At 65.7% G+C, this 23099-nt stretch carries 19 protein-coding genes; 6 read left to right on the top strand and 13 right to left on the bottom strand.

Annotated elements, in window-relative coordinates; all coding sequences use genetic code 11:
• Positions 1 to 70: 70 nt before the first annotated feature.
• Entirely contained in the window at positions 71 to 1684 is a 1614-nt protein-coding gene (locus BRAD285_RS26500; protein ID WP_087877574.1) for an IS1182 family transposase, read from the top strand.
• A 79-nt stretch (positions 1685 to 1763) separates the two neighbouring features.
• Here the strand turns inward: BRAD285_RS26500 and BRAD285_RS26495 are convergent, their stop codons facing one another.
• The 7 genes from BRAD285_RS26495 to BRAD285_RS26465 all read right to left on the bottom strand — a co-directional run bounded on the left by BRAD285_RS26495 (position 1764) and on the right by BRAD285_RS26465 (position 7655).
• A complete protein-coding gene (locus tag BRAD285_RS26495) occupies positions 1764 to 2801 on the bottom strand; it encodes a PD-(D/E)XK nuclease family protein (protein ID WP_035647054.1) in 1038 nt (345 codons plus the stop codon).
• A gap of 298 nt (positions 2802 to 3099) precedes the next feature.
• Positions 3100 to 3387, bottom strand: coding sequence for a copper-binding protein (locus BRAD285_RS26490; protein WP_006612888.1), 288 nt, complete (start codon positions 3385 to 3387; stop codon positions 3100 to 3102).
• Between the two features lie 128 nt (positions 3388 to 3515).
• Positions 3516 to 3977: a cupredoxin domain-containing protein gene (locus BRAD285_RS26485; protein ID WP_006612889.1), complete on the bottom strand. Its 462-nt coding sequence runs from the start codon at positions 3975 to 3977 to the stop codon at positions 3516 to 3518.
• Between the two features lie 117 nt (positions 3978 to 4094).
• Complete coding sequence (locus BRAD285_RS26480) at positions 4095 to 5414, bottom strand: multicopper oxidase family protein (RefSeq protein WP_006612890.1); 1320 nt, start codon at positions 5412 to 5414, stop codon at positions 4095 to 4097.
• A 13-nt stretch (positions 5415 to 5427) separates the two neighbouring features.
• Complete coding sequence (locus tag BRAD285_RS26475) at positions 5428 to 6840, bottom strand: TolC family protein (protein ID WP_006612891.1); 1413 nt, start codon at positions 6838 to 6840, stop codon at positions 5428 to 5430.
• A gap of 9 nt (positions 6841 to 6849) precedes the next feature.
• Positions 6850 to 7137, bottom strand: a complete 288-nt coding sequence (locus tag BRAD285_RS26470; RefSeq protein ID WP_006612892.1) for a hypothetical protein — start codon at positions 7135 to 7137, stop codon at positions 6850 to 6852.
• Between the two features lie 71 nt (positions 7138 to 7208).
• On the bottom strand, positions 7209 to 7655 hold the full coding sequence (locus BRAD285_RS26465) for a hypothetical protein (protein ID WP_244563563.1): 447 nt from the start codon (positions 7653 to 7655) through the stop codon (positions 7209 to 7211).
• Between the two features lie 570 nt (positions 7656 to 8225).
• Here BRAD285_RS26465 and BRAD285_RS26460 point away from each other — a divergent pair.
• Together BRAD285_RS26460 and BRAD285_RS26455 are read left to right on the top strand one after the other, a co-directional pair.
• On the top strand, positions 8226 to 9464 hold the full coding sequence (locus tag BRAD285_RS26460) for an MFS transporter (protein ID WP_006612895.1): 1239 nt from the start codon (positions 8226 to 8228) through the stop codon (positions 9462 to 9464).
• A gap of 552 nt (positions 9465 to 10016) precedes the next feature.
• Positions 10017 to 11093 carry a TAXI family TRAP transporter solute-binding subunit gene (locus tag BRAD285_RS26455; RefSeq protein WP_006612897.1) on the top strand — a complete coding sequence of 359 codons (1077 nt, stop codon included), beginning with the start codon at positions 10017 to 10019 and terminating at the stop codon, positions 11091 to 11093.
• A 6-nt stretch (positions 11094 to 11099) separates the two neighbouring features.
• Here BRAD285_RS26455 and BRAD285_RS26450 read toward each other — a convergent pair whose 3' ends face one another.
• A complete protein-coding gene (locus tag BRAD285_RS26450) occupies positions 11100 to 11504 on the bottom strand; it encodes a DUF4864 domain-containing protein (RefSeq protein ID WP_006612898.1) in 405 nt (134 codons plus the stop codon).
• 125 nt (positions 11505 to 11629) lie between these two features.
• Between BRAD285_RS26450 and kynU the strand changes: the two genes are divergently transcribed.
• Genes kynU through BRAD285_RS26435 form a run of 3 tightly spaced genes read left to right on the top strand, consistent with a single transcriptional unit; the run spans position 11630 to position 14514 of the window.
• Positions 11630 to 12823: a kynureninase gene (gene kynU / locus BRAD285_RS26445; protein WP_006612899.1), complete on the top strand. Its 1194-nt coding sequence runs from the start codon at positions 11630 to 11632 to the stop codon at positions 12821 to 12823.
• Complete coding sequence (gene kynA / locus BRAD285_RS26440) at positions 12820 to 13659, top strand: tryptophan 2,3-dioxygenase (RefSeq protein WP_006612900.1); 840 nt, start codon at positions 12820 to 12822, stop codon at positions 13657 to 13659. Before kynU ends, kynA begins: the two co-directional genes overlap by 4 nt.
• Positions 13660 to 13689: 30 nt before the next feature.
• The gene (locus BRAD285_RS26435; protein ID WP_006612901.1) at positions 13690 to 14514 is read left to right on the top strand and encodes an alpha/beta hydrolase; all 825 of its coding nucleotides are present in this window, start codon (positions 13690 to 13692) and stop codon (positions 14512 to 14514) included.
• A gap of 312 nt (positions 14515 to 14826) precedes the next feature.
• Here the strand turns inward: BRAD285_RS26435 and BRAD285_RS26430 are convergent, their stop codons facing one another.
• From BRAD285_RS26430 to BRAD285_RS26410, 5 genes are all read right to left on the bottom strand, one after another.
• Positions 14827 to 16422 carry a gamma-glutamyltransferase family protein gene (locus BRAD285_RS26430; protein ID WP_006612902.1) on the bottom strand — a complete coding sequence of 532 codons (1596 nt, stop codon included), beginning with the start codon at positions 16420 to 16422 and terminating at the stop codon, positions 14827 to 14829.
• 141 nt (positions 16423 to 16563) lie between these two features.
• The gene (locus BRAD285_RS26425; protein ID WP_006612903.1) at positions 16564 to 16947 is read right to left on the bottom strand and encodes a RidA family protein; all 384 of its coding nucleotides are present in this window, start codon (positions 16945 to 16947) and stop codon (positions 16564 to 16566) included.
• 160 nt (positions 16948 to 17107) lie between these two features.
• Positions 17108 to 19441: an acetamidase/formamidase family protein gene (locus tag BRAD285_RS26420; RefSeq protein ID WP_006612904.1), complete on the bottom strand. Its 2334-nt coding sequence runs from the start codon at positions 19439 to 19441 to the stop codon at positions 17108 to 17110.
• 301 nt (positions 19442 to 19742) lie between these two features.
• Positions 19743 to 20984 (bottom strand): acetamidase/formamidase family protein, encoded by a 1242-nt coding sequence (locus BRAD285_RS26415; protein WP_006611207.1) that lies wholly within the window; start codon positions 20982 to 20984, stop codon positions 19743 to 19745.
• 230 nt (positions 20985 to 21214) lie between these two features.
• The gene (locus tag BRAD285_RS26410; RefSeq protein ID WP_006611206.1) at positions 21215 to 22843 is read right to left on the bottom strand and encodes an amino acid ABC transporter permease/ATP-binding protein; all 1629 of its coding nucleotides are present in this window, start codon (positions 22841 to 22843) and stop codon (positions 21215 to 21217) included.
• Positions 22844 to 23099: the final 256 nt, after the last annotated feature.

Here is a 23099-nt window from a genome sequence, read left to right as displayed (position 1 = left end):
CAGTGATTTGCCCGACGAGGCTGGGCAAGAATCTCGGGCGTTTTGCGTGGCGGGATGTACGATTCGGCTTATGACGAATCGCCCGTTCAAGAGCGGTGAGAGCCGCGAGCAAGCCAGCCTGTTTCCACCGCGGATCGAGGATTACGTATCTGCGGACAATCCGGTTCGTGCGATCGATGGCTATGTCGATGCGCTCGACCTTGCCAAGCTTGGATTTCGGCACGCCGACCGGCGCGCGGCGGGAGCGGGACAGCCGCCATACGCCCCGTCCGATCTGCTGAAGCTGTACCTGTATGGCTATATCAACCAGATCCGGTCATCACGCCGGCTGGAGCGTGAAGCCTGCCGCAATCTGGAACTGATCTGGCTGCTGAAGTCTCTCAAGCCCGGCTACCGGACGATCGCCAATTTCCGCAAGGAGAACTGGGCGGCCCTGAAGGCCGCGAACCGCAGTTTCGTGCTGCTGCTTCGCGAACTCGATCTGATCGGCGGGACCCTGGTCGCGGTCGACGGGGCGCTATTCCACGGCAATGCCAGCAAGGACAGCATCTTCACGCGCGGGAAGCTCGCCAAACAGATCGCCAAGCTCGATGAGGAGATCGAGGCGTACGGCAAGTCCCTCGACACCAACGATGCAGCAGAAGCCAAGCGGCCCGACAACGGCAAGGATGGCAATGGCGGCGGCGATGTCGGGGACAGGATCAAGGAACTGATGGCGCGGCGTGAGCGCGCTCAGTCCGATCTGGAGAACCTTGACAAAAACGACAAGGGACAGGTGTCGAAGACCGACCCCGATGCGCGGCTGCTGAGCAAGGGCGATCAGACGATTGCAGGCTACAACGTCCAGAGCGTCGTTGACGACAAGAACAAGCTGATCGTCGCCAGCGAGGTCGTCAATCGCAGCGATGTCCGACACCTGCATATGATGGCGATAGCGGCCAAGGAGAACCTGGAGGTCTCGTCGCTGCAGATATTGGCCGATGTCGGCTACTACAACAGCGAGGATATCAAGGCTTGCGAGGATGATGGCATCACCGCCTATGTCCCGCTGCATCACGGCAATGGCAAGAAGCACACGCGCTTCACGCGAGCTGACTTCACCTACGATTCCGCAACCGACACCTACCGGTGTCCCGCAGGCCAGGCGCTGCATCCCACGAAGAAGCTCTGGAAGAATACGAGCGGCAGAATGGAACGCCGTTACCTGGGCTCAGTGCCGACCTGCAGCGTCTGCCCCCTCAAGGCGTCTTGCCTCTCCGCGAAGGCCAAAAGCCGCAACGTCTCTCGGTGGGAGCACGAGGAGGTGCTGGATCGTCACCGCCAGAGAATGGCGAGCGAACAGGCTGGCCAGCTGATGCGTCGCCGCTCAGCCCTCGTCGAACATCCGTTCGGCACACTCAAGTGCCGCGCCGGGTATCAGCATTTCCTCGTCCGCAGCTTCGACAAGGTTCGCGGGGAATGGAGCCTCATGGCGCTCTCTTACAACTTTAGCCGCGTCCTCAACATTCTCGGCCTGAACGACTTCCTCGCCCGCATCACCGCGTGGGCTATTGCAGCTCAACACGCCGCCTCTGCCGAGGCCAACGCCGCACGAGAGGCGATTCCGCTTGCCTTGATACGAAACTGGACGATGATACGGCTATGGCTCGAAGTCGCACCGCGCCGAGCCCTCCTAGCCTCCTAATTTGGATTCTTGCCCAGCCTCGTCGGCGCAAGGCCCGTCGGGTTGCGACAAAGTAACCCGACGGGCAATTGTATCTTCTTTACAGAGTTAGTCCGTCCACGAAATGGTTGATGTCGTCCTTTTCCTCGTCAATCCAAGCTTTCATCTTCGAGGAAAATTCGGTTGGGACCTTGAGAAATTCGTGGAGCGGCTTGAAAGATATGATCGCAAACCAGTCATCAATATCCGCCCAAGTCCAGGGCTTCTGTGGCACATCCTTGACTGCACGGACCGACTGAATGCTTCGTCTGTCTTCGGCCCCCAAGCAGATGAAGACCGAGTCAGTCGTGGGGATATTGCCACCTTTGAAAGTTGAGCTCGGGTCCAGAGCGATTCCATACCCGAAAAAGAGTGCCCCCAACGTCGGGTGAGCAAGGTAAGCCCAGCCCCAGATCAGCTTCAACTCGCTGTTGAACTTCAAGCTGTATTCTGTGATCGATTCGTTCTTTCGAAAGTGCCCGTCCAGTGCCTTTACGTGCGAGTATATTTCGCTGAAGGTCCGATCCATGAGGGATCCTGCCCGTAGATAGACAAGAGCCGCAGCGAATTCGTCGCGCCCCGCATACTCGGTGCTCATGTTGTTTTCCTCCAAAAAACGTCTGAATTCATTCACGATCAGCCGAAGGCTTGGATCGAGCTTGTCGTCATTGCCGAGCTGGGAAAAGCGTCTTGCGACGTCGGCCCAGTTGACGACGTGTGGCATCGCCTTTCCGCTGACCGGGCCGCCATCTCGAAACCCCGGAGGAGGTGGCGTCGTGTGTGTGAGGAAACAGACGATCGCTAACGACCCCGCAGCCTCATCGCGAATCCACCGGCCGTAACGCGCTAGCTGGTCTTCAGGAAGAGGAGCGCTGATCTTGCTTTCGATTGCAATCGTCGGATCATCTCCGACGTACAGGACGAGGTCGATCCGGCCTCCCTCGATTGGATGCTGCGTTTCAAGTCTCAATGCGCCATGCTCGGAGGCGAGCTCGGTGAACCTATTTTGAGCCAGCTTGGGAACGAACAGCGAATTTGAGAGGTCGATCTGCGACCCGAGAGGTAGTCGATTGAAGAGATCAGCCAGACACTCCGTCAAGTAATCTTCTCGTGGTGATCGCGATTCGCGCTCTCGATATTTGAATAATCGCCCATACAACGACGGCATTTCTCAAATCATCCGATGAGATCGTATGGACGAATTCTATAGGTGATATTGTCCCGATACAATCGAAAGTCGTGAGTGCTCCGAGCCCTGCTTTTCGACTTCCCAGGATAGAGCGCATGACGTCGTCCCCGGCTGTCGGAGGCGCGCCATATGTGCGTCGCAACAGGAGGCGACCTATTAGGGGGGCTGCCTGTTTCCCGGCGGTCGCCGAATGACAGGAGATAGGGGACTACTTGCCCTTCTCGATCTTCGTCACCGTGTAGCCCGAGGGCTCCTCGACGGCCTCGAACTTGACCTTGTCGCCGGGCTTCAGGCCCTTGAGCAGGGCGGCGTCCTTGACGCGGTAGACCATGGTCATGGCCTCGTCCATGCCGAGGCTCTTGGCCGGACCGTGATGGAGGGTGATCTTGCCGCCGGCCTCGTCGACCTTCTTGACGTCGCCGCTGATCGTGTCGGCGGCGAAGGCAGGAGTCATGAGAGCGAGGACCAGCGCGGCGGCGGTGGTGAGGCTTTTCATGTTGTGCTTCCTTCTGTTGGTGAACGCGTAGGGCGGATTAGCGCAGCGTAATCCGCCGTCTCGCTCGGGTTCAGTGGCGGCGGATTATGCTGCGCTAATCCGCCCTACGAACTACAAATTGACAATCGTCACTTGACGGTGACATGGCCGGTCATGCCGAACTCGCGGTGATCGGGGATCAGGCAGGAATATTCGAACGTGCCTTGCTTGCTGAAGCGCCACAGCAGCTCGGCGGTCTTGCCGGGGGCGAGCCGCGCGCCGTTCGGCTCGTCGTGCTCCATATGCGGGTGCTTCTTCATCACGGCGGCGTGCTTCAGGTTCTCGGCTTTGGTGGCGAGCAGGAATTCGTGATCCTCCTTGCCGGTGTTGCGCAGCACGAAGCGGATCTGCTCGCCGCGTTTCACCTCGATGCGTGCGGGCGTGAACTCCATCTCGCTGAGCAGCACCTCGACGGTGCGCGACGGCTGCTTGGGATCGCCGGGCTCGCCGGCGGCATAGCCGCGCGTGCCATGCTGCTCATGGGCGTGCGCAGGCGCGAGGGCGAGCAGCACGGCCGCGGCTGCCGCGACGAGTGAGGTTGCGGTCTTCATAATGGGCTCCTGATCATCTGTTTGTCACGCGTGATCGCGGTATGGTTGTGTAGGGCGGATTAGCGGAGCGTCATCCGCCATGGTCCGGGGCCGCCGAGGCGGCGGATTACGCTGGCGCTAATCCGCCCTACGGTTCGTGCGCTGCCGCACCGGCTCCGGCGCGCTGGCGACCTCGTAGGCGACGGTGCCTTGCGGGAACTGATACGGTCCGGGATCGCGATAGTCGTCACGCGCGAGGCCTTCGCGCACTTTGATGGTCGTGAACATGCCGCCCATCTCGATCGGGCCGAACTGGCCGTTGCCCGTCATCATCGGCAGCGTGTTGTCCGGCGCCGGCATCTCCATGGTGCCCATCGCCATCCCGGTGTGGCCCATCACCATGCCCTCCGGCGCGAGCTTGCCGACGGCGGCCGCGAGCTCCTTGCGCGAGACGCCGATCAGGTTGCGCATGTCATGGCCCATCGCATTCATGGTGTGATGCGACTTGTGGCAGTGCAACGCCCAGTCGCCGGGATTGTCGGCGATGAAGTCGAGCACGCGGACCGCGCCGACCGGCACGTCCGTGGTGGTCTCAGGGAATTGTGCGGCCTCGGGCAGCCAGCCGCCGTCGGTGCCGGTCACCTTGAACTTGTGGCCGTGCAGATGGATCGGATGGTTGGTCATGGTGAGATTGCCGATGCGGATGCGCACGCGATCGCCGAGCCGCACCGGCATCGGATCGATGCCGGGAAACACCCGCGCGTTCCAGGTCCACATGTTGAAGTCGGTCATCTCGTTGACCTTGGGCAGATAGCTGCCGGGCTCGATGCGATAGCTCGACATCACGAACACGTAGTCGCGGTCGACGGGCGGCGGCACGGCTCCCCGCGGATGCACGACGATCATGCCCATCATGCCCATCGCCATCTGCACCATCTCGTCGGCATGCGGGTGATACATGAAGGTGCCGGCATGCTTCATCTCGAACTCGTAGACGAAGGTCTTCCCGGGCTTGATGTGCGGCTGGGTCAGGCCGCCGACGCCGTCCATGCCGCAGGGCAGGATCACGCCGTGCCAGTGCACGGTGGTGTATTCCGGCAGTCTGTTGGTCACGAAGATCCGGACCTTATCGCCCTCGACCGCCTCGATGGTCGGGCCCGGCGACTGACCGTTATAGCCCCAGAGATGCGTGGTCATGCCCGGTGCGAATTCGCGCGTGACAGGCTCGGCGACGAGATGGAATTCCTTCCAATCGCCGTTCATGCGGAACGGCAGCGACCAGCCGTTCAGCGTCACCACCGGCTGATAGTCCGGGCCGGCTGAGGGGCGCAGCGGCGGCTGCATCACCGTCTTGTCCATGGTGACGGCTTCCGGAATCGCGGCGGCCTGGACGCGGCCAGACACGGCGGAGGCGCCGGCCAGCGCCGCGGAGCCGAGCAGGGTTCGGCGTGACAACATGCGTGCTCTCCTGTCAGTCGTTGCTTGGCGCGAGCGCGCTCGCGGTCTGCTGTGTCGTATCTTCGCCGGCCGTCACTCCGCCATCGACGGCGGCCGACAGCTCGGCCTCGGCCAGGAAGAAGTCCCTGACCGCATCGATCGCGGCGCGGCGTGATGCGAGGCGCTGCCGCGCCTCGAGCAGCAGGGCGAAGATGTCGACCTGCATGCTGGAATAGCGCAGCTGCATCTCCTCGCTGATGATCTGCCGCAGCGGCAGCACCTCGCGGGCGTAGTGGCCGGCGATGTCGTAGGCGGCGCGATAGCTGTGATAGGCATCGCGCGCCTCGGAGCGGACCGTGACGGCGCGCTCGGAGAGGCGGTTGAAGGCGATGTTGTAGGTCTCGGCCGCCTGCCGCAGGCGTACCTCGCCGCCGTCGAAGATCGGGATCTGGAACTGCACATCATAGCCGCGCTCGCGAATGACGCGGCCATCCGCCTCGCCGGTCCTGCGGTCGAGGCCGGCGAGGTCGAGCAAGGTGACGAAGCGCGTCGCCTCGGTGAGCTGGAGCGAGGTCGCCAGCGCGGTCAGCTCCTGCCGCGCGATCTGCAGGTCGATGCGATGCGCCACCGCATCGCGCTCGATGAAGGGCTCGGTCAGCGGCCGGCGTGGCAGCGTGGGGAGATGGTCGGGCAGGCGGAAGGTGAGGTCGTCGCCCCACAGGCCCATCAGCCGGATCAGCCGCTCGCGCGCGCTTCCCGCGGCGCGGCGGGCCGTTGCGAGCTCGGCGGTGGTCTCGGCGTAGAACACCTGCTCGCGGGCCTGGTCGAGGCGGTTGAGCGCGCCGGTCTCGCCGAGCTTGGCGGCGAGCTTTGCGGTGGCTTCCGCCGCCGATTGCGCCTCGACCAGCAGCGTCACGAGCTGATTGGCGGCGACGACGCGCACATGCGCGCGGCGAACCTCGGCGGCGAGCCGGACCGTGGTGAGTGCGGCCCGCAGCTGCGCCTGGTGGAAGCGCTCGCGTGCGATCTCCGAGCGCAGCGGCAGGGTGGCAAGCGCCAGGATGTCGCCGGCGACCTGGCGCTCGGCCTCGAACGCGCCGTCGCCGCTGATGCGCATCAGCGAGAAGGTCGGGTTCGGCGGCAGGCTGGCCTCGATTGCATCCGCCTCGCTCAGCGCCAGCTGATGGAAGGCCGCTTGCAGCCCCTTGTTGTTGAACAGCGCAACCTGCACCGCGGCATCCGCCGACAGCGGCCGGGCGAGCAGTCTATGCGTGGCGTCGCGCACGCGCGCGGCATCGTCCTCGGTTCGGACCGAGGCGACCTCCTTGGCGGTCGTGCGTGCGGTGATGTCGGTGACGACGCTCATGCCGCCGTCAGGCGAGAACGAGGCGCAGCCGGCGAGCGCCATTGCAGCAGCGAGGGCCGCGATCCGTTTAATCCCCTGCATCGGGCGCTCCTAACGGCTCGGTTCGGTTCGCGGCGCGCGGGATGAGTCGCGCTGGCCCCAACGTGTTGGGGCCACGGGCCGCAGCGGCGTGTAGGGCGCGATGACGGAGGAGGTGCGCACCGGCTCAACGCGCGCTGAGGGATCGGCGGGATCGGCGTCGGACAGCGCGAGCGTGCGCGTCTGGCAGGCGGCGAGCCCTGTCGTCGCGAGCAGCGTGGCGCTCACGACGCATGGAAGAAGCAGGCTGCGCCGCGCCGCACGAGCAGCCGCGGACGTCGCCTTCGATTGCGACAACATGAAGAGTCCCTTGATCTGTCGATGACAACAGAGCAGCGGCGCGTGCGAGGCGCGCAGCCGGCGTCGTTCGCTCAGATCAGGACGATGGGGGGCCGATACAGGAGTGGCGGCGCGCGGCCGGGCAGGCTGGCCTCGCCGACGGACTCGCTGGCCGTGGCCACCGGCGAGGGCAGGGTCACGCCCGGCAATGCGGCGGTCAGGCCGACCGCACACATCATGGCGCAGCAGGGACCGGGCAGCTTGTCGTGGTCGTGGTCGGAGGGCGCAGGAGCGTCCCGCGTTTGCAGGCCGGCATCGGCCACGAGACCATTGCCGTGATGATGCGGATGCGCCGCATGCATCTGCGGCATCATCGTGCCGTCGCTGCTTGCGTGATGCGCAGCGTGAGAATGCGAGACCGTCATCGTCACGGAACCGTCGTCGAGACAGGGCGCCGCGCCAGGGGTGAAGGCGAGCGCGATACCCGGGCTGAGCACGCAGACGAGGTAAGCGAGCACGAGCAACCGCCCGGCCACCATCAGCATGTTCCGAGTGAGCCCCAATGACATCCGCGCGCAAATCGCTCCGTGAGGGGTGCACCTTAGCGCAGGAGGCGCTGGGCGGCAAAGGGGGGGAGAAGACACCTAGTCCACTCTTCCTGCTGCTGGTGCCGGCTTTGGCCACAATTCGCGCCGCTCGCGTTTGGGAAAGTCCCACCGCGCGCTCGGTGTACCTCGCCCCGCCAGGGCGAAGCGCAGCTTCGCTAAGGCGGGGAGAGGTCGGATGGCATCGTCAGATGCCATCCGGGTGAGGGGGGCTTTCCGCGGGGGCGGTGCCCGCGTGTCTGCCCAACTCACACTTCCCGTGTGGCTGCCCCTCACCCCAACCCTCTCCCCGTAAGAACGGGGAGAGGGAGCGCACCGTGCGTGAGGCGCGAGCTTGCACCCACATTCAATACGATCGCTCCTCATCACCTCGTGCGAACGGCAGTTCGGAAATGCGCGCGCACGCGCGACCCAAGCCCACTTTTGTTGCGCTGCTTCTGCATGCCCAAGCCCGCAGCAATGCGGCTTGACCCCGCGGCATGCGGCGACGAAGTTGCCGGCATCGTGCACGGACCCACCACAAGATTCGAGGACGCGCCTCACTTCACACCGGACTCGCGCCAGGCCTGGGCGCGGCTGGCGCTGGCGCTCGTGATCGGCTCCATCGGCGGCGCCGGGATGTGGACCGTCGTGGTCGTGCTGCCGACCGTGCAGGCCGAATATGCGGCGAGCCGCGGCGCGGTGTCGCTGGCCTATACGCTGACGATGTTCGGCTTCGGCCTCGGCGGCGTCATCGTCGGCCGCATCACCGACCGCTTCGGCATCGTCACCGCGATGGCGCTGTCCATCGCCACCACGGCCGCAGCCTATCTGCTGGCCGGGGCCTCGGTGACGCTGTGGCAGTTCCAGGCGGTGTATTTCCTGATCGGGCTCGGCTCGTCCGTGACCTTCGCGCCGCTGATGGCCGAGGCGTCGCACTGGTTCGAGCGTTATCGCGGGCTCGCCGTCACGATTGTCGCTTCGGGTAACTACGTCGCCGGCACGGTGTGGCCGCCGCTGGTGAATTACGGCGTGCAGCAGATCGGCTGGCGCGCCACCCATGTCGCGCTCGGCATCTTCTGCGCGGTGACGATGTCGGCGCTGCTGCTGGTGCTGCGCGCGCGGATGGGCGGCGCCGGAGCGCATGACCACAGCCAGGCCCCGCCGCCGCAACTGAGCCTGCCGATCTCCACCAATGCGCTGACCGTGCTGCTCAGCGTCGCCGCGATCGCCTGCTGCGTGGCGATGGCGATGCCGCAGGTGCATATCGTCGCCTATTGCGGCGACCTCGGCTACGGCGTCGCGGTCGGCGCGCAGATGCTGTCCCTGATGATGGCGCTCGGCATCGTCAGCCGGATCGGCTCGGGCTTCCTCGCCGACCGCGTCGGCGGCATGCGCACGCTGCTGATCGGCTCGCTGGCGCAGGGCTTTGCGCTGCTGTTCTATTTGTTCTTCGACGGCCTCACGTCGTTGTATCTGATTTCCGGCATGTTCGGCCTGTTCCAGGGCGGCATCGTGCCGAGCTACGCCATCATCGTGCGCGAGGCGATGCCGGCCCGCGAGGCAGCGACCCGGGTCGGCATCGTCATCTTCGCCTCGGTGTTCGGCATGTCTTTCGGCGGCTGGGTGTCGGGCGTGATCTTCGACGCCACCGGGTCCTACGCCGCGGCCTTCGCCAACGGCATCGCCTGGAATGCGCTCAACCTCGCGATCGTGGTGACGCTTCTCATTCTGGCCCGGCGGCAACACCGGCTGGCGGCCTAAGCGGAGCGCCGTTGCGCGGGGGCAACAGTCGGACCCGATCCGGCTTCATATGCACGCCGTCATACAAAATCCCGTCCGCCGCCGCAAATCCATCGAATCCGATTCCGCAACTACGATCTCGATCGAGGCCAGCGAGGGCTGTGGGGTCCCGCGCGCTTCGCATCGCGAAGTGGATTTGTCGCGAGGTCTCAGCCGAGGCCGCGGTCGCCCGTCGCTTGCCTGACGCAGGGCAGGCACCGAGGCGAATGCTCAGGGCCAGTGAGATTGCTGCGGCGGCATCGCGATGGTGCAGGAGGCCGTTGCGCTATGTCCATCGTTTCACGCGCCGTTTCGCTTGGGGTTGTTGCCGCGCTCGCCGCCGGGCTCATGATGAGCGATGCCTCCGCGCAGGCCTGGCCGCAACTGCAACAGCAGCCGCAAGCATCGCAGCCGCCGCGCTCCGCGGCCACCCGCTCAGTGATCGTGCCGGTCGCGCCCGCGCCAGCCAAGCCCAACGCGGCCATTGCGCCGGCGCCGCCGCGTCCCGCCGGCCTGCCGGCGTCGCTGTCGCCGGTGCCCGGCAGCGGACCCGACGTGTGGCGGCTGCCCAATCCGAACGACGTCAATGACGGCACCGTCACCATCATCACCGCGCCGGCCGGCGGCGCGACTTCGGTGTTCGGCTCCGACATGGCGCGCGTGCTCGACGACCAGACCAATGTCCGCGTGCTGCCGGTGCTCGGCAAGGGGCCGGTGCGCAACGTGTCCGACATCCTGTTCCTCAAGAGCATCGACATGGGCGCGGTCGCCGCCGACGTGCCCGAGTTCTACCGCCTGCAATACGGCATCCCGGACATCACCTCGCAGCTCCGCTACATCGCGCGGCTCTATCACAACGAGATTCACGTCATCGCGCGGTCCTCGATCCGCTCGATCTTCGATCTCAACGGCAAGCGCATCATCGCGCCGACCGATGTCGGCTTCTATTCGGCGCGCGTGATCTTCAACCGGCTCGGCATGACCGCGTCGTTCGACTACGCGACGGACGATGCGAAATCGATCCAGAAGCTGATCGACGGCGAGGCCGACGCCTACATCGTCTCGACCGGCAAGGTGTTCCAGCTCGCCCGCAACATCAGGAACGAAAACCGCGCGCTGCATCTGGTGACGATCCCCTACGATCGCCGGCTGCAGGACCTGTATCTGCCGACGACCTTGGCGGCGGAGGAGTATCCGAACCTGCTCAATCCCGGCGAGACCGTCGAGACGGTGGCGATCGGCATGCTGCTGGTCAGCTACAACTGGCCTGAGAATACCGAGCGCTACCGCAAGGTCGCGCGCTTCGTCGACGCGTTCTTCGCCAACTACGACGAGTTCATGAAGCCGCCGCGGCATCCGAAGTGGAAGGAATCAAGCATCGTGGCTGTCATTCCCGGCTGGAAGCGCTTCAAGGCGGCGGATGACTGGCTGGTTGCCCGCAACATGACGCCGCGGCCGCAGGTCGCCGACGTGCAGCAGCAGCAGTTCGAGAATTTCGTGCGCCGGACCGGCGGACAGATCTCGAATGATCCAGCCGAGCGCAGCGCGCTGTTCCGCCAATTCCTGCAATGGCGCCAGCAGCACGGCGGTCCGCCGACGCCGTCGCGCTGAACTGATTCACACCGACTGGCCGGTCTTCAACAGCGAGCAACCGGTGATCTTGAGGCTGCCGTCCGGCTGCGTTTGCAGGGTGTAGAGCGCCTCCCAGGCCTCGCCATTGGCATCGACGATGTGGACGCGCTGGGCGATTACGCCGTCCTCCGCCTGCGCTGCGCCGAACTCGAAGCTCTTGTGGCGGTAGACCGGTGCATAGCCCTCGCGCACCATCGCCATGAAGACCTCGATGCTCGGGAAGAGCGCCTGGATTTCCGGGGCCGCCTGCGCATAGGCGCTCGCGCCGTCGTCGCGGGCCAGCGCCTGCTCCTGGGCGCGGATGACACCCTGCGCGGCGGTGACGTCGCTGCCGGCGAGGGCCGGCGTCGAAAGCAGGCTGAGGCAGATGAGCCAGGCTGAAACGCGCATCGCACTTGCTCCGTGACGGCTGTCATGACAGAGCCAAGATCAGGCGGCGGACAATGGGGCGCCGGTCGATCTGGTCTCTTGCGGCCCGAATCATGCATTCGGGATGGCGAACAGAGCAAGGCAGCATGGCGGATTTTTCTCACACCCGATCGCTTTTCAGGATTCCTGACGGAGTCATCTATCTCGACGGCAATTCGCTCGGCGCGCTGCCCGCGGCGGTGCCCGCCCGCGTGGCCCGGATGCTCGAGGCGGAATGGGGCCAGGAGCTGATCCGCGGCTGGAACAGCGCCGGCTGGATGGTGCAGCCGCGCCGCGTCGGCGACCGCATCGCGCGGCTGATCGGCGCAGCGCCCGGCACGGTCGTGATGGGCGACACGCTGTCGATCAAGGTCTATCAGGCGCTCGCCGCGGCGCTGTCGCTCAATCCGGGTCGCCGCGTGATCCTGTCGGACAGCGGCAACTTTCCGTCCGATCTCTACATGGCGCAAGGCCTGATCCGCATGCTCGGCGATCGCGCAGCGCTGAAGGTGGTGGAGCCCGAGCAGGTCGAGGCCGCGATCGACGGCGATGTCGCCGTGATGATGCTGACCGAGGTGGACTACCGCACCGGCCGCATGCACGACATGGCGGCATTGACGAAGAAGGCCCATGTCGTTGGCGCGCTCACGGTGTGGGATCTCGCGCATTCCGCGGGCGCCGTGCCGGTCGATCTCGCCGGTGCCGACGCGGATTTCGCGGTCGGCTGCACCTACAAATATCTCAACGGTGGCCCCGGCGCGCCGGCCTTCATCTATGTCGCGCCACGTCATGCCGATATCGCACCTCCCGCGCTGTCGGGCTGGATGGGTCACGAGGCGCCGTTCGCCTTCGATCTCGACTATCGCCCCGGCGGCGGCATCGAGCGCATGCGCATCGGCACGCCGCCGATCATCGCGCTTGCAGCCCTCGATGCGGCGCTGGACGCCTGGGACGGCGTGTCGATGCAGGATGTGCGCAAGGCCTCGATGGCGCTCTCCGAGCTGTTCATCGCTGAAGTCGAGAAGCGCTGCCCGTCGCTGACGCTGGCGTCGCCGCGCGATGCGACGCGGCGCGGCAGCCAGGTGTCGTTCCGTCATCCCGACGGCTATGCGATCATGCGCGCGCTGATCGCCCGCGGCGTCATCGGCGACTTCCGCGCGCCGGACGCGCTGCGCTTCGGCTTCACGCCACTCTACATCGGCGAGGCCGAGGTGCGCGGCGCCGTCGACATCCTCGCGGAGGTCCTCGACAACAAGCTTTGGGACAAGCCCGAATATCGCCAGAAGGAGCTCGTGACGTGAGCAACGGTCCCTACGATCCCGCCACCGAAGGCGCGCGGATGAACTTCAAGGGACGGATGTCCTATGGCGACTATCTGATGCTGGATCGCCTGCTCGATGCGCAGGCGCCGCTGTCCTCGGCCCATGACGAGCTGCTGTTCATCATCCAGCACCAGACCTCCGAATTGTGGATGAAGCTCGCGATCCACGAGATCAAGGCGGCGATGGCGGCGATCGCGCGGGATGACGTGCAGCCGGCGTTCAAGATGCTGGCGCGGGTGTCGCGCATCTTCGAGCAGCTCAACGGCGCCTGGGACGTGCTGCGCACGATGACGCCCAGCGAATACACGCTGTTTCGTGACAAGCTCGGCGAGTCCTCCGGCTTCCAGTCGTTTCAGTATCGCTCCATCGAATTCCTGCTCGGCAACCGCAATCTCGCGATGCTGCGTCCGCATGCGCATCATCCCGAACTGACGGCCGAGCTCGAGGCGATCCTTGCCAAGCCCAGCCTGTATGACGAAGCGCTGCGGCTGCTGGCGCGCCGCGGCTTCTTCATCGGCGCCGATGGCCAGCGCAGCGACTGGCGCGGCACCCGCACCGAGAGCCCGGAGGTCGCGGCGGCCTGGACCAGCGTCTACCGCGATCCGCAGCGGCATTGGGAGCTGTATGAGCTCGCCGAGAAGCTGGTCGATTTCGAAGACTATTTCCGCCGCTGGCGCTTCAACCACGTCACGACGGTGGAGCGCATCATCGGCTTCAAGACCGGCACCGGCGGCACCTCGGGCGTGAACTATTTACGCAAGATGCTGGAGATCGTGCTGTTCCCCGAACTCTGGAAGCTGCGCACAGGGCTCTGAGCCGCGCGCTCATTCGATCAGGAGATACTCATGCTGTATGCCGTCAAGGACTGGGACAACGCCTATGCCAACGGCCCGAACATCCCCGGCGGCGAGCGCTGGCCCGGGCTATGGGTCGCGCCGGCGGAAGCGTATCGCGCTGAACTCACAGGGCAGGGGCGTGCAAAGCTCGACATCGCCTATGGCGGGCACGAGCGGCAGCGGCTGGATCTGTTCCTGCCCGAAGGCAAGCCGAAGGGCCTCGTCGTGTTCGTGCATGGCGGCTACTGGATGCGGCTCGACAAGAGCTTCTGGTCGCATCTGGCGCAGGGACCGATCGCCCACGGCTTTGCCGTGGCGATGCCCTCGTATCGACTGTGCCCTGAGGTCAGCATCGCTGAGATCAGCGTCGATGTCGCGCAGGCCATTGCGAAGGCGATGGACGAGGTCGACGGGCCTGTCGCGCTCACTGGCCATTCCGCCGGCGGCCATCTCGTCAGCCGCATGATCTGCCGCGGCGCGCCGTTGTCGGCAGAACGGCAGAAGCGCATCAGCAGCGTGGTCTCGATCTCTGGCCTGCACGATTTGCGTCCGCTGCAGCGGACCGCGATGAATGAGACGTTGCATATCGACGATGCCACCGCGCTGCGCGAGAGCCCGGCGCTACTGGTGCCGGTCGACGGCGTTGAGGTGACCGCCTGGGTCGGCGGCGCCGAGCGCAACGAATTCCGCCGCCAGGCCCAGCTGCTCGCGAATATCTGGACGGGGCTCGGTGCATCCACGGCCTATGTCGAGGCGCCGGACCGGCACCATTTCGATGTGATCGAGGAGCTGGCGGACGCAGAGAGCGGACTGGTGAAGGCGTTGGTGGAGTAGTCGCGAGGCTTCTCGATTACCGCTCTCCCAGCGCGCTCTGTTCGTACGTTCTGCGATGAAGGCGCCGCGACCTCATCTCCCCTCCCCCTTGCGGGGAGGGGTCGGGGGTGGGGGGCTCCGGGCGATGAAATCGATTAGGAACGCTGTAGGGATGCGGCAAGTGTAAGACGCGTCAATTCTCGTGGCGTATCCAAAGAACTACGGGTACGCCTCACGTCGAGCGGGATTCGTGGACCCCCACCCCCAACCCCTCCCCGCAAGGGGGAGGGGAGCTCACCGCCGTTGCGGGAATAGCTCGAATTTAATTGAACCTCAGCTCTCCGCCACCGCATCGCCCCAGGCGTGCGCGATCTCCGTCGCGCCGCTGTTCACGTCGCGGTCGCGCAGCACGATGCTGGGGCAGGCGAACTTCATCGGCATGGTCTGCACCGGTGCCGGTACGGTCTCGAACTTCGCCGAGAGCGCGCTCATCACTTCCGCGGGCAGCCGCGTATCGGCGCCGACCACGTCGCCTTCGCTGGCGTCGATGCGCGGCTGATGGATCGCAGCGTCGAGGTCCATGCCGTAATCCATCACGAAGGACAGCATCTGCGCCACCGCGGGCAGGATGCGGCGGCCGCCGGAGGCGCCGAGTGCGAGGCGGCGGCCGTCGGCGGCCTGTGCCACGACGGGCGTGTAGTTGGTGAGGCAGCGCTTGCCGGGCGCGAGCGAGTTGGTGGTGCCGGGCGTCGGGTCGAACCACATGATGCCGTTGTTCATCATGATGCCGCTCTGCGGCGCCTGGAATTTCGAGCCGAAGCCGGACAGCAGGGTCTGCGTCACCGCGGCCATGTTGCCGTCGCGATCGACCACGGAGTAGTGCGTGGTGCAGGCGGGCGCGAGATATTCGGCACCGAGCGCGCGCTTGCCCGCCGCATCGCCCATGTCGTTGAGGCGCTCGCGATAGGCTGATTGCATCGCCTCGGCATAGGCGATGAAGGCGCCGGCATCGGGCGCCTTGCCGGAGGCCGCGATGCTCGTCTGCATCAGCCGGAGCGCATGCGCCAGCGTCGGCCCGGCCGTCAGCTCCGGCGTGGCGAACACCGTGCCGTCGCGATAGGGAATGCGTAGCGGCTCGCGGACATGCGCCTCGAACCCAGCGAGATCCTCGACCGACAGCGCGCCGCCGGCGGCCTGGATGTCGCGGGTCATGGAGCGCGCGATGTCGCCCTGGTAGAAGTCGCGGGCGCCGGCGCTGGCGAGATGCGCCAGCGTCGCCTTGAGCTGCTCCAGCGGCAGCCGCGTCACCGCCTTGGCGCCCCATTGCGGGTTGGGCGGCAGGCCGTCCTTGAGATAGGCCGCGGCGCTGCCGGGATAGCGGCGCAGATCGGCGGCGCAGCTCGAGATCATCACGGTGGTCCACCAGTCCACCAGCAGGCCCTCGGCCGCGAGCGCGACGCTCGGCTTCACCAGGTCGTGCCATGGCAGCCTGGCGTAGCGGCGGTGCGCCGCCTCCATGCCGGCGACCACGCCGGGCACAGCGATGGCGCCTGGACCATGCAGATTGCGGTCGTCCTTGACGCGGGGCCACGGGAAGATGTCGCGGGACACGCTGCCGTCATTGGTCAGCGGATAGTCCTCGACACGCAAGGAGTCGGGCGCGCGCATGCCGTAGTCGATCACCTCGACGCGATTCTCCTTTGCGCGGTACAGCACCATGGCGCCGCCGCCGCCGAGCCCGCTCATCCACGGCTCGACGACGCCGAGCGCAAAGCCGGTGGCGATGACCGCATCGATGCAGTCGCCGCCAGCCGCGAGCACCTCGGCGCCGATTTCGGCCGCCCGCCGCGACTGCGCCGCGACGATGCCGCCCTTACTGGTCACCGCCGGCTTGCGGATCTCCTGGCGATTGGAAAACTGATACGGCATGATATCTCCCCTTCGATCCGCCTCATTCGTCGGGCGAATTGACACCGGTCGCCGCCGACACACAATCCGCGCCAGCGTCTGCCTCCTCAGCTCAGATCGAATGACCCAAGTGGCTGTTGAGGATTAATTTACCATTCGGAACTAGGGTCGTCGGCAGACCAGATCGATCTCGATCAGCGCGTCATAGGCAAGGCCGGTGACGCCAACGCAGGTGCGGGCCGGCAACCGGTCCGGCGGGAAGAATGAACGATAGGTTTCATTCATTGCCGCGTAATCCCGCTTGAACTCGGTCAGGTAAATCCGAGACATCACAATATGTTCGAGGCCGAGGTTGAGACCTTGGAGGATGTACTTCAAGTTCTGCATCACCGCCTTCGTCTGATCCACGATCCCCTCCGGCAGCACGCCCTTCGCCTCCGGTGAGTCCGGCATCTGGCCGGTGACGAACACGAAGCCGTCGGTCTCGACGGCATGGCTGAACGGTGCCACCGGCTTGGTCGCGCCGGCGATCATGTGGAACTGCATGGTGAGGGGTCCTTCTGTGAATGAATGAGTAGGGAGGACAAAGCGGCGCCGCAGGCGACGCGTGCCCACCATTCGGAGCGGCGGTGGGCACGGCGCGGGACACTTCATCTGATACAGCGGCAGCGCGGGCGCGCCTTTGCCCACCCTACGCAACGTCACATCAATCCGCATCCTCGAACAGCCGCTTGCTCAGGATCGCGTGCACGCCCCAATTGCCGTCGACGACTTGCGTCACGCCGAAATCCACCGCGGCCGACATCAGCGCGATCGCCTCGTCCTCGCTGAGACCTTTGATGTGCATCAGGAAGCGGCGCATCTTGCGGAAGGCGTCCTTCATCGCGAGGTCGAGCGAGGATTTGGCGTAGACCTCGCTCTGGCCCTGCGCGCCGAACTCGGCCAGATAGTTCGGATGGCTGAACCCGGTCAGCACCCAGTCGGTTTCGGTTTCGATCAAGGGATAACTGAGATCGGCAAACGGTTTGCCCGCGAGCTGCGTCTTCTTGTGGAGGATGACCTGGAACGTGCCGGTCATCGAGCATTCGATCGCGGTGCCGCCGAGCTCGCCGTCGCCTTGCGTCGCATGGGGATCGCCAACCGAGAGCAGCGCGCCGGGGACCGCGACCGGCAAATACACGGTCGATCCCTTGCCGAGCCGCCAATTGTCGAGATTGCCGCCGAAGTAGGACGGCGGAATCGAATCGACGAAATCGACCTCGCGCGGGGCGACGGCGATGACGCCGAAATGCGGCCGCAGCGGAATGCGGATGTTGTCGAGCACGCCGTGGCGGCGCTTGATGCTGTCGGGCGCGACGGGCACGCCGGGATAGTCGTAGGTCGCATGCACCACGCCGGCCGGGTCGGTCTGCGGCTCCCAGCGATAGGAGTACAGCGCACGCGCATGCGGCTCGGGGGTGTCAGCGAAGATCTCGTAGATGGTCACGGCTTCGCGCGGCTGCGGCGAAGCAATTAGCTCGTTGTAGTGATAGCCCCACCACGCCGCGACGCTGGAGCCGAACACGCGTCCCCTATGCTTCGCGCTCCTGCTCGGCCGCGGCACGATGTCGAGGATGCGCACTTCGAGCACGTCGCCGGGCTGCGCATCCTTGATCGCGACCGGCCCGGTGCAGATGTGCACGCCAAACCCCTCGCCCGCGCCGCGGCCGAACACGCTGGCGTCCATTGGACCTGCGCCACGACGGTCGACGTTCTTCTTAGCCTTGCTCCAGCCGAACACGCTGAGCGCGCCGTCGTCGCCCGCGATCATGAGCTCCGGATCATCGGAGGCATGCTGGGTCAGCGTCTCCACGGTGATCGTGTCGCCGGATGAGATCTCGATCTGCGGCGGCAGCGAGCGGCTGAAATAGCCCCAATGCACGCGCTCGGCGGATACCGCGAGATGGTGATGCCGCTGTTGCGCATCCCGGTCGTTGGCAGGTGCGGGCAGGGCGGTGCTGCTTTTCAGTGAGGCCGGCGCCTGGCAGCCGCGCTGCTGCGCCAGCGCATCCTGCGGCCAGCCGCGCTGGCCGCGTGGCGCCACTGAGGTCACCGCCTGCTCGGCCTTCTGCTGCCGGAACTCGCGCGGCGACAGGCCGAAACGGGCACGGAAGCTGCGGCTGAAATGGGCCGAGTCGGCAAAGCCGTAGCGATAGGCGATCTCGGAGATCGAGCGATGCGCCTCGGCCGGATTGGAGAGATCGGCCCAGGCGCGCTGCAGCCGCCGTTCCTTGACGTAGTGCGTGTAGTTGTCGCCGGCGCTCTCGAACAGTTTTTGCAGATAGCGCTCAGAGATGCCTTCCGCCTGGGCGACGCGCGTGGGCGTCAGCTCGGCGTCTTCGAGTTGGCGCTCGATCGCCTGGCAGATCCGGTGCAGGATCGCAGCCTGGGTCGCGCTGCTGCCAGCCTCTGAGGTCGGCACCGCCTGCTGATGTGCGAGCGTCAGCAGCAGATCGACCAGGCTCTGCGCGACCGTGCTCCATTCGGCGTCGCTCAGGGTATCGAGGGTCCGCGCGGCCGCCTCCATGGTGCGGCAGACCACGTCGGCGAGCCCGCTCGGCGCGATCACCTGGGGCTTGGCGAATTTCAGCTTGCCGCTGATGCGGCCGTGGAGGGCGGCTGACGTGACCGACAGCACGATCGCGCGCAGATCGCGCTGGAAGGCAAGGCTCCAATCGCCTGTGCGCGGCAGCAGGATGAGATGGCCGGACGGGATGATGCGGTGCGCGTCGCCGCAGCGGAGCACGGCGCCATCCTCGATCGCGAGCAGCGCGATGGGCAGGTCCTCCTGGACCTGTGGAACCGCAGCGATGGCCTGCGCGCCCGCCGACAGCCGCGACAGCGCAACGCCCGGCGCGCTGCGATTCGAGGCGGTCGCGTGCCCATCGTCGAACGGCGATTTTGCGGCAGGCTGCAGCCCGACCGAATTCAGCACATCGCGCCACGCCTCGGGGCGCTCGCCCTGCGCATAGGATTCGCTGGTGAACGGACGGAAACTCATGGCACGCCCCGGGTCCGGGATTTCGAAGCAACCCCCGTGCCAGATGAGTTTCACTGTAGGTCGTGTGCCGTTGGTGCTCAGTGCTCTTCCCGTGGTCCTTTGGTGATCGACCCTGTCGCCACTTGCGCGGTCTGTTCCCCTCCCCCCGCGCGAAGCGGAGCTTCGCTAGGCGGGGAGGGGTTAGGGGTGGGGGTCCCCGGCGGCAGTGTCGCCTGGGGTACCCCCCTCCCCAACCCTCCCCCACAAGGGGGGAGGGAGCAGACCGCCTTCGGCGAGGGAGCTTGAGCCAGCATCGACGGACTCAATCACACCGGAACACATTCTTCCGGATCGTGCCGTGCACGCCCCAATTCGCATCGACCACTTGCGTCACGCCGAAATCCGCGCCGACGGACATCAGCGAGATCGCCTCGTCCTCGCTGAGATGGTGCACCGTCATCAGGAAGCGCCGCAGTTTGCGGAAGGCGTCGCGCATGGCGCGGTCGAGGCTGGAGTGGTTGGCGATCTCGGTCTGGGCGTTGGCGCCGAGCTCGGCGAGATAGTTCGGATAGGTGAAGCCGTAGACCGACCAGGCGTCGCTGGTCTCGAGCAGCGGATGCGTGAGGCCTTCGAGCGAGGTGCCGGCGAGATCGCTCTTCTTGTGCAGGATGAACTCGAAATCGCCGGTCAGCGAGGTCTCGATCGCGGTGCCGCCGAGCTCGCTGTCGCCCTGCGCCGCGTGGGGATCGCCGACCGAGAAATAGGCGCCCGGCACCGCGACCGGATAATACATCCGCGAGCCCTTGCCGATGCGCCAATCATCGATGTTGCCGCCAGTGTAGCTCGGCGGAATCGAGGACACGTAGTCGGCTTCCGACGGCGCCAGCCCCATCGTGCCGAAATGCAGCCGGGCCGGCACCTTGATGCCGGGCAGGATGTTCTCGCGCTTCTTGATCGTGGTGTGGTCGACCGGCACGCCGGGATAGTCGATGGTCGGATGCACGATGCCGTCGGGATCGGTTTGCGGCGTCCAGACGTAATTGTAGACCGCCTTGGCGAACGGCTCGCCTGCGGTATCGAGTTCGAAGATGGTCACGACCTCGCGCGGCTTCGGCTCCTCAATGAGATCGTGATAGTGAAAGCCCCAATTGGCCGCGGCATTGGAGCCGAAGCATTTGCCGGCATGGCAGCCGCATTGGCTCGGCCGCGGCCGGATGTCGAGGATGCGTACCTCCAGCACGTCGCCGGGCTCTGCGCCGTCGATCGCGACCGGACCGGTGAGCAGATGCACGCCGATGCCTTCGCCGGAACCGCGGATGAAGGGCCCTTCGGTCGGCCCCGAACCGCGCCGCGCCACGGCCTTATGTTCCTTCGTCCATTTGAACACGCTCTCGGCGCCCGGATCGTCCTTGATCATCCGCTCATAGTCGTCATTGGCGTGATGCGTCAGCGTCTCGATCGTGGCGCGGTCGCCGGAGCGCAAGGTGAGCGCGGGTGTCACCACCTTGGAGAAATAGCCCCAGTGGACGGTCTTGTTGGACACCGGCAGCAGATGGTGCTTCATGCGAGGGCCTCTTTGCTCAGAGATCGAGGAAGTTGAGAGTTTGAAAGAGCGCGTTGTATTGGGCGCCATTCGGGCCTCATGGTTCGAGACGGCGCTGCGCGCCTCCTCACCATGAGGGTTGGGTGTCGGGGGGTGAAGCGAGCGCACCTCACCCACAGACCTCATCCTGAGGAGCCCGCCGCAGGCGGGCGTCTCGAAGGATGGCCCCGGGCGAGCTGCGAACCACACGCTCATGCGACCGCGTCCTTCGGCCGTTCGGCCTCCATCACCGAGAGGAAGCGCGCGGTCAGCGGGTGGCGCGGGTTGGTCAGCACCTCGTGTGCGGGGCCCTGTTCCAGGATCACGCCGCCATTGAGGAAGGCAACGCGGTCGGCGACCTCGTCGGCGAAGCGGATCTGATGCGTCGAGATGATCATGGTCAGCCCGTCGTCGATCGCGAGGCGGCGGATCACCTCCAGCACCTCGTTGACCAACTCGGGATCGAGCGCCGAGGTCGGCTCGTCCAGCAGCAGCACGCTCGGGTTCGGCGCCAGCGCACGCGCAATGGCGACGCGTTGCTGCTGCCCGCCGGAGAGATGCCGCGGCAGCGCATCGGCGCGATGCGACAGCCCGACGCGCTCCAGCAGCTCGACCGCGCGACGCTCGGCCTCGATACGGCCGAGGCCATGGACCCACCGGAGCGGACCCGCGATGTTCTCCTTGGCCGTGAGATGCGCGAACAGATTGAACTGCTGAAACACCATGCCGACGCCGACATTGGCGCGCTCATTGGCGATGGCGCGCGGCGACAGCTTGCGCCCCTTGTCGTCGAAGCCGAGCTTGCGGCCGCCGACACGGATCTCACCAGAGTCCCAGTTCTCCAGATGATTGATGCAGCGGAGCAGGGTGCTCTTGCCGGAGCCTGACGGCCCGAGTAGCGCGATCACCTCGCCGATGCGCACGGTGAGATCGAGACCGTCGAGCACCTTGTTGCCGTGATAGGCCTTGCGGAGCTCCTTGACCTCGACAGCGACGTTGTTGCGAGCAATCGTGGCGGCGCGTCGGGCACGGTCTTCGATCGACAAGGCGAGCGGCGGTGTCTCTTTCAATTCGGCGGGTTCGGGTGGGGCGGCCTCGATGGCGGGGGAGGTCTTCGCCGCCAGCTCCAGCTTGGTTGCGAGATCGACACGGCGCCACGGCAAGTAATCCGCCAGCTTGCGCTGCTTCGCCGTGCGGTCGAGATCGAGCAGCCACTCCAGGGCGAGTTGGATGACGCTGATGGCCCCGGTCAGCACCAGATAGAGCAGGCCAGAAGCAAAGAAGATCGAGAAGAAATCGAAGGTCGAGGACGCCAGCTGCGTCGAGCGCAGGGTCAGCTCCTGCACGGCGATGACCGAGGCGAGCGAGGAGTTCTTCAGCGCGCTCACCGCCTCGTTGCCGAAGGCGGGGATCATCGTGCGGATCGCCTGCGGCGCGATGATCCGGCGCATCAGCACGGACGGTGTCATGCCGAGCGCCTGGCCGGCGAGCAGCTGGCCGCGATCGATGCCGAGCACGCCGGAGCGCAGCATCTCGGCGATGAACGGCGCCTCGTTGCAGGCCAGCGCAAGGCCGGCGGCCAGCACCGCCGGCAGCTTGATGCCGATATGCGGCAGGGCGTCGTAGGCGAACACCATCTGCAGGATCAGCGGCGTGCCGCGAAAGATCACGGTGTAGCCGCGCGCGATCACAGCCAGCGGCCAGAACCGGCTGAGCTGCATCGCGGCGAGGATCAGGCCAAGGATCAGTCCGCCGACCAGGCCGAGCGCGGTGACCTGCAGGGTCAGCTCGATGCCCTGCAGGAGATACGGCATGCTGAGATAGTGCAGGAAGAGGGACATGAGCAGGCGGCCTGGCTGAGGACGTAGGGTGGGCAAAGGCGCGACGCGCCGTGCCCACCGCGGTGCTGCGGAAGAAAGACGGTGGGCACGCTTCGCTTTGCCCACCCTACGAAGTCGCGTCGTACGGCGCCGGTGCTGAGATCGTTAGCTACGTGTGTGGTTCACGCATATGTCGCCAATGAACCGGTTCGCTCCCTCCCCCCTTGTGGGGGAGGGCTAGGGAGGGGGGTACCCAGGAAAGACTTTTCGTGTGGAC

It is taken from the genome of Bradyrhizobium sp. ORS 285 (assembly GCF_900176205.1).
Classification (GTDB): domain Bacteria; phylum Pseudomonadota; class Alphaproteobacteria; order Rhizobiales; family Xanthobacteraceae; genus Bradyrhizobium.
The sequence above is the reverse complement of the archived record's forward strand: the minus strand, read 5'-3'. Positions and strand labels throughout refer to the sequence as shown.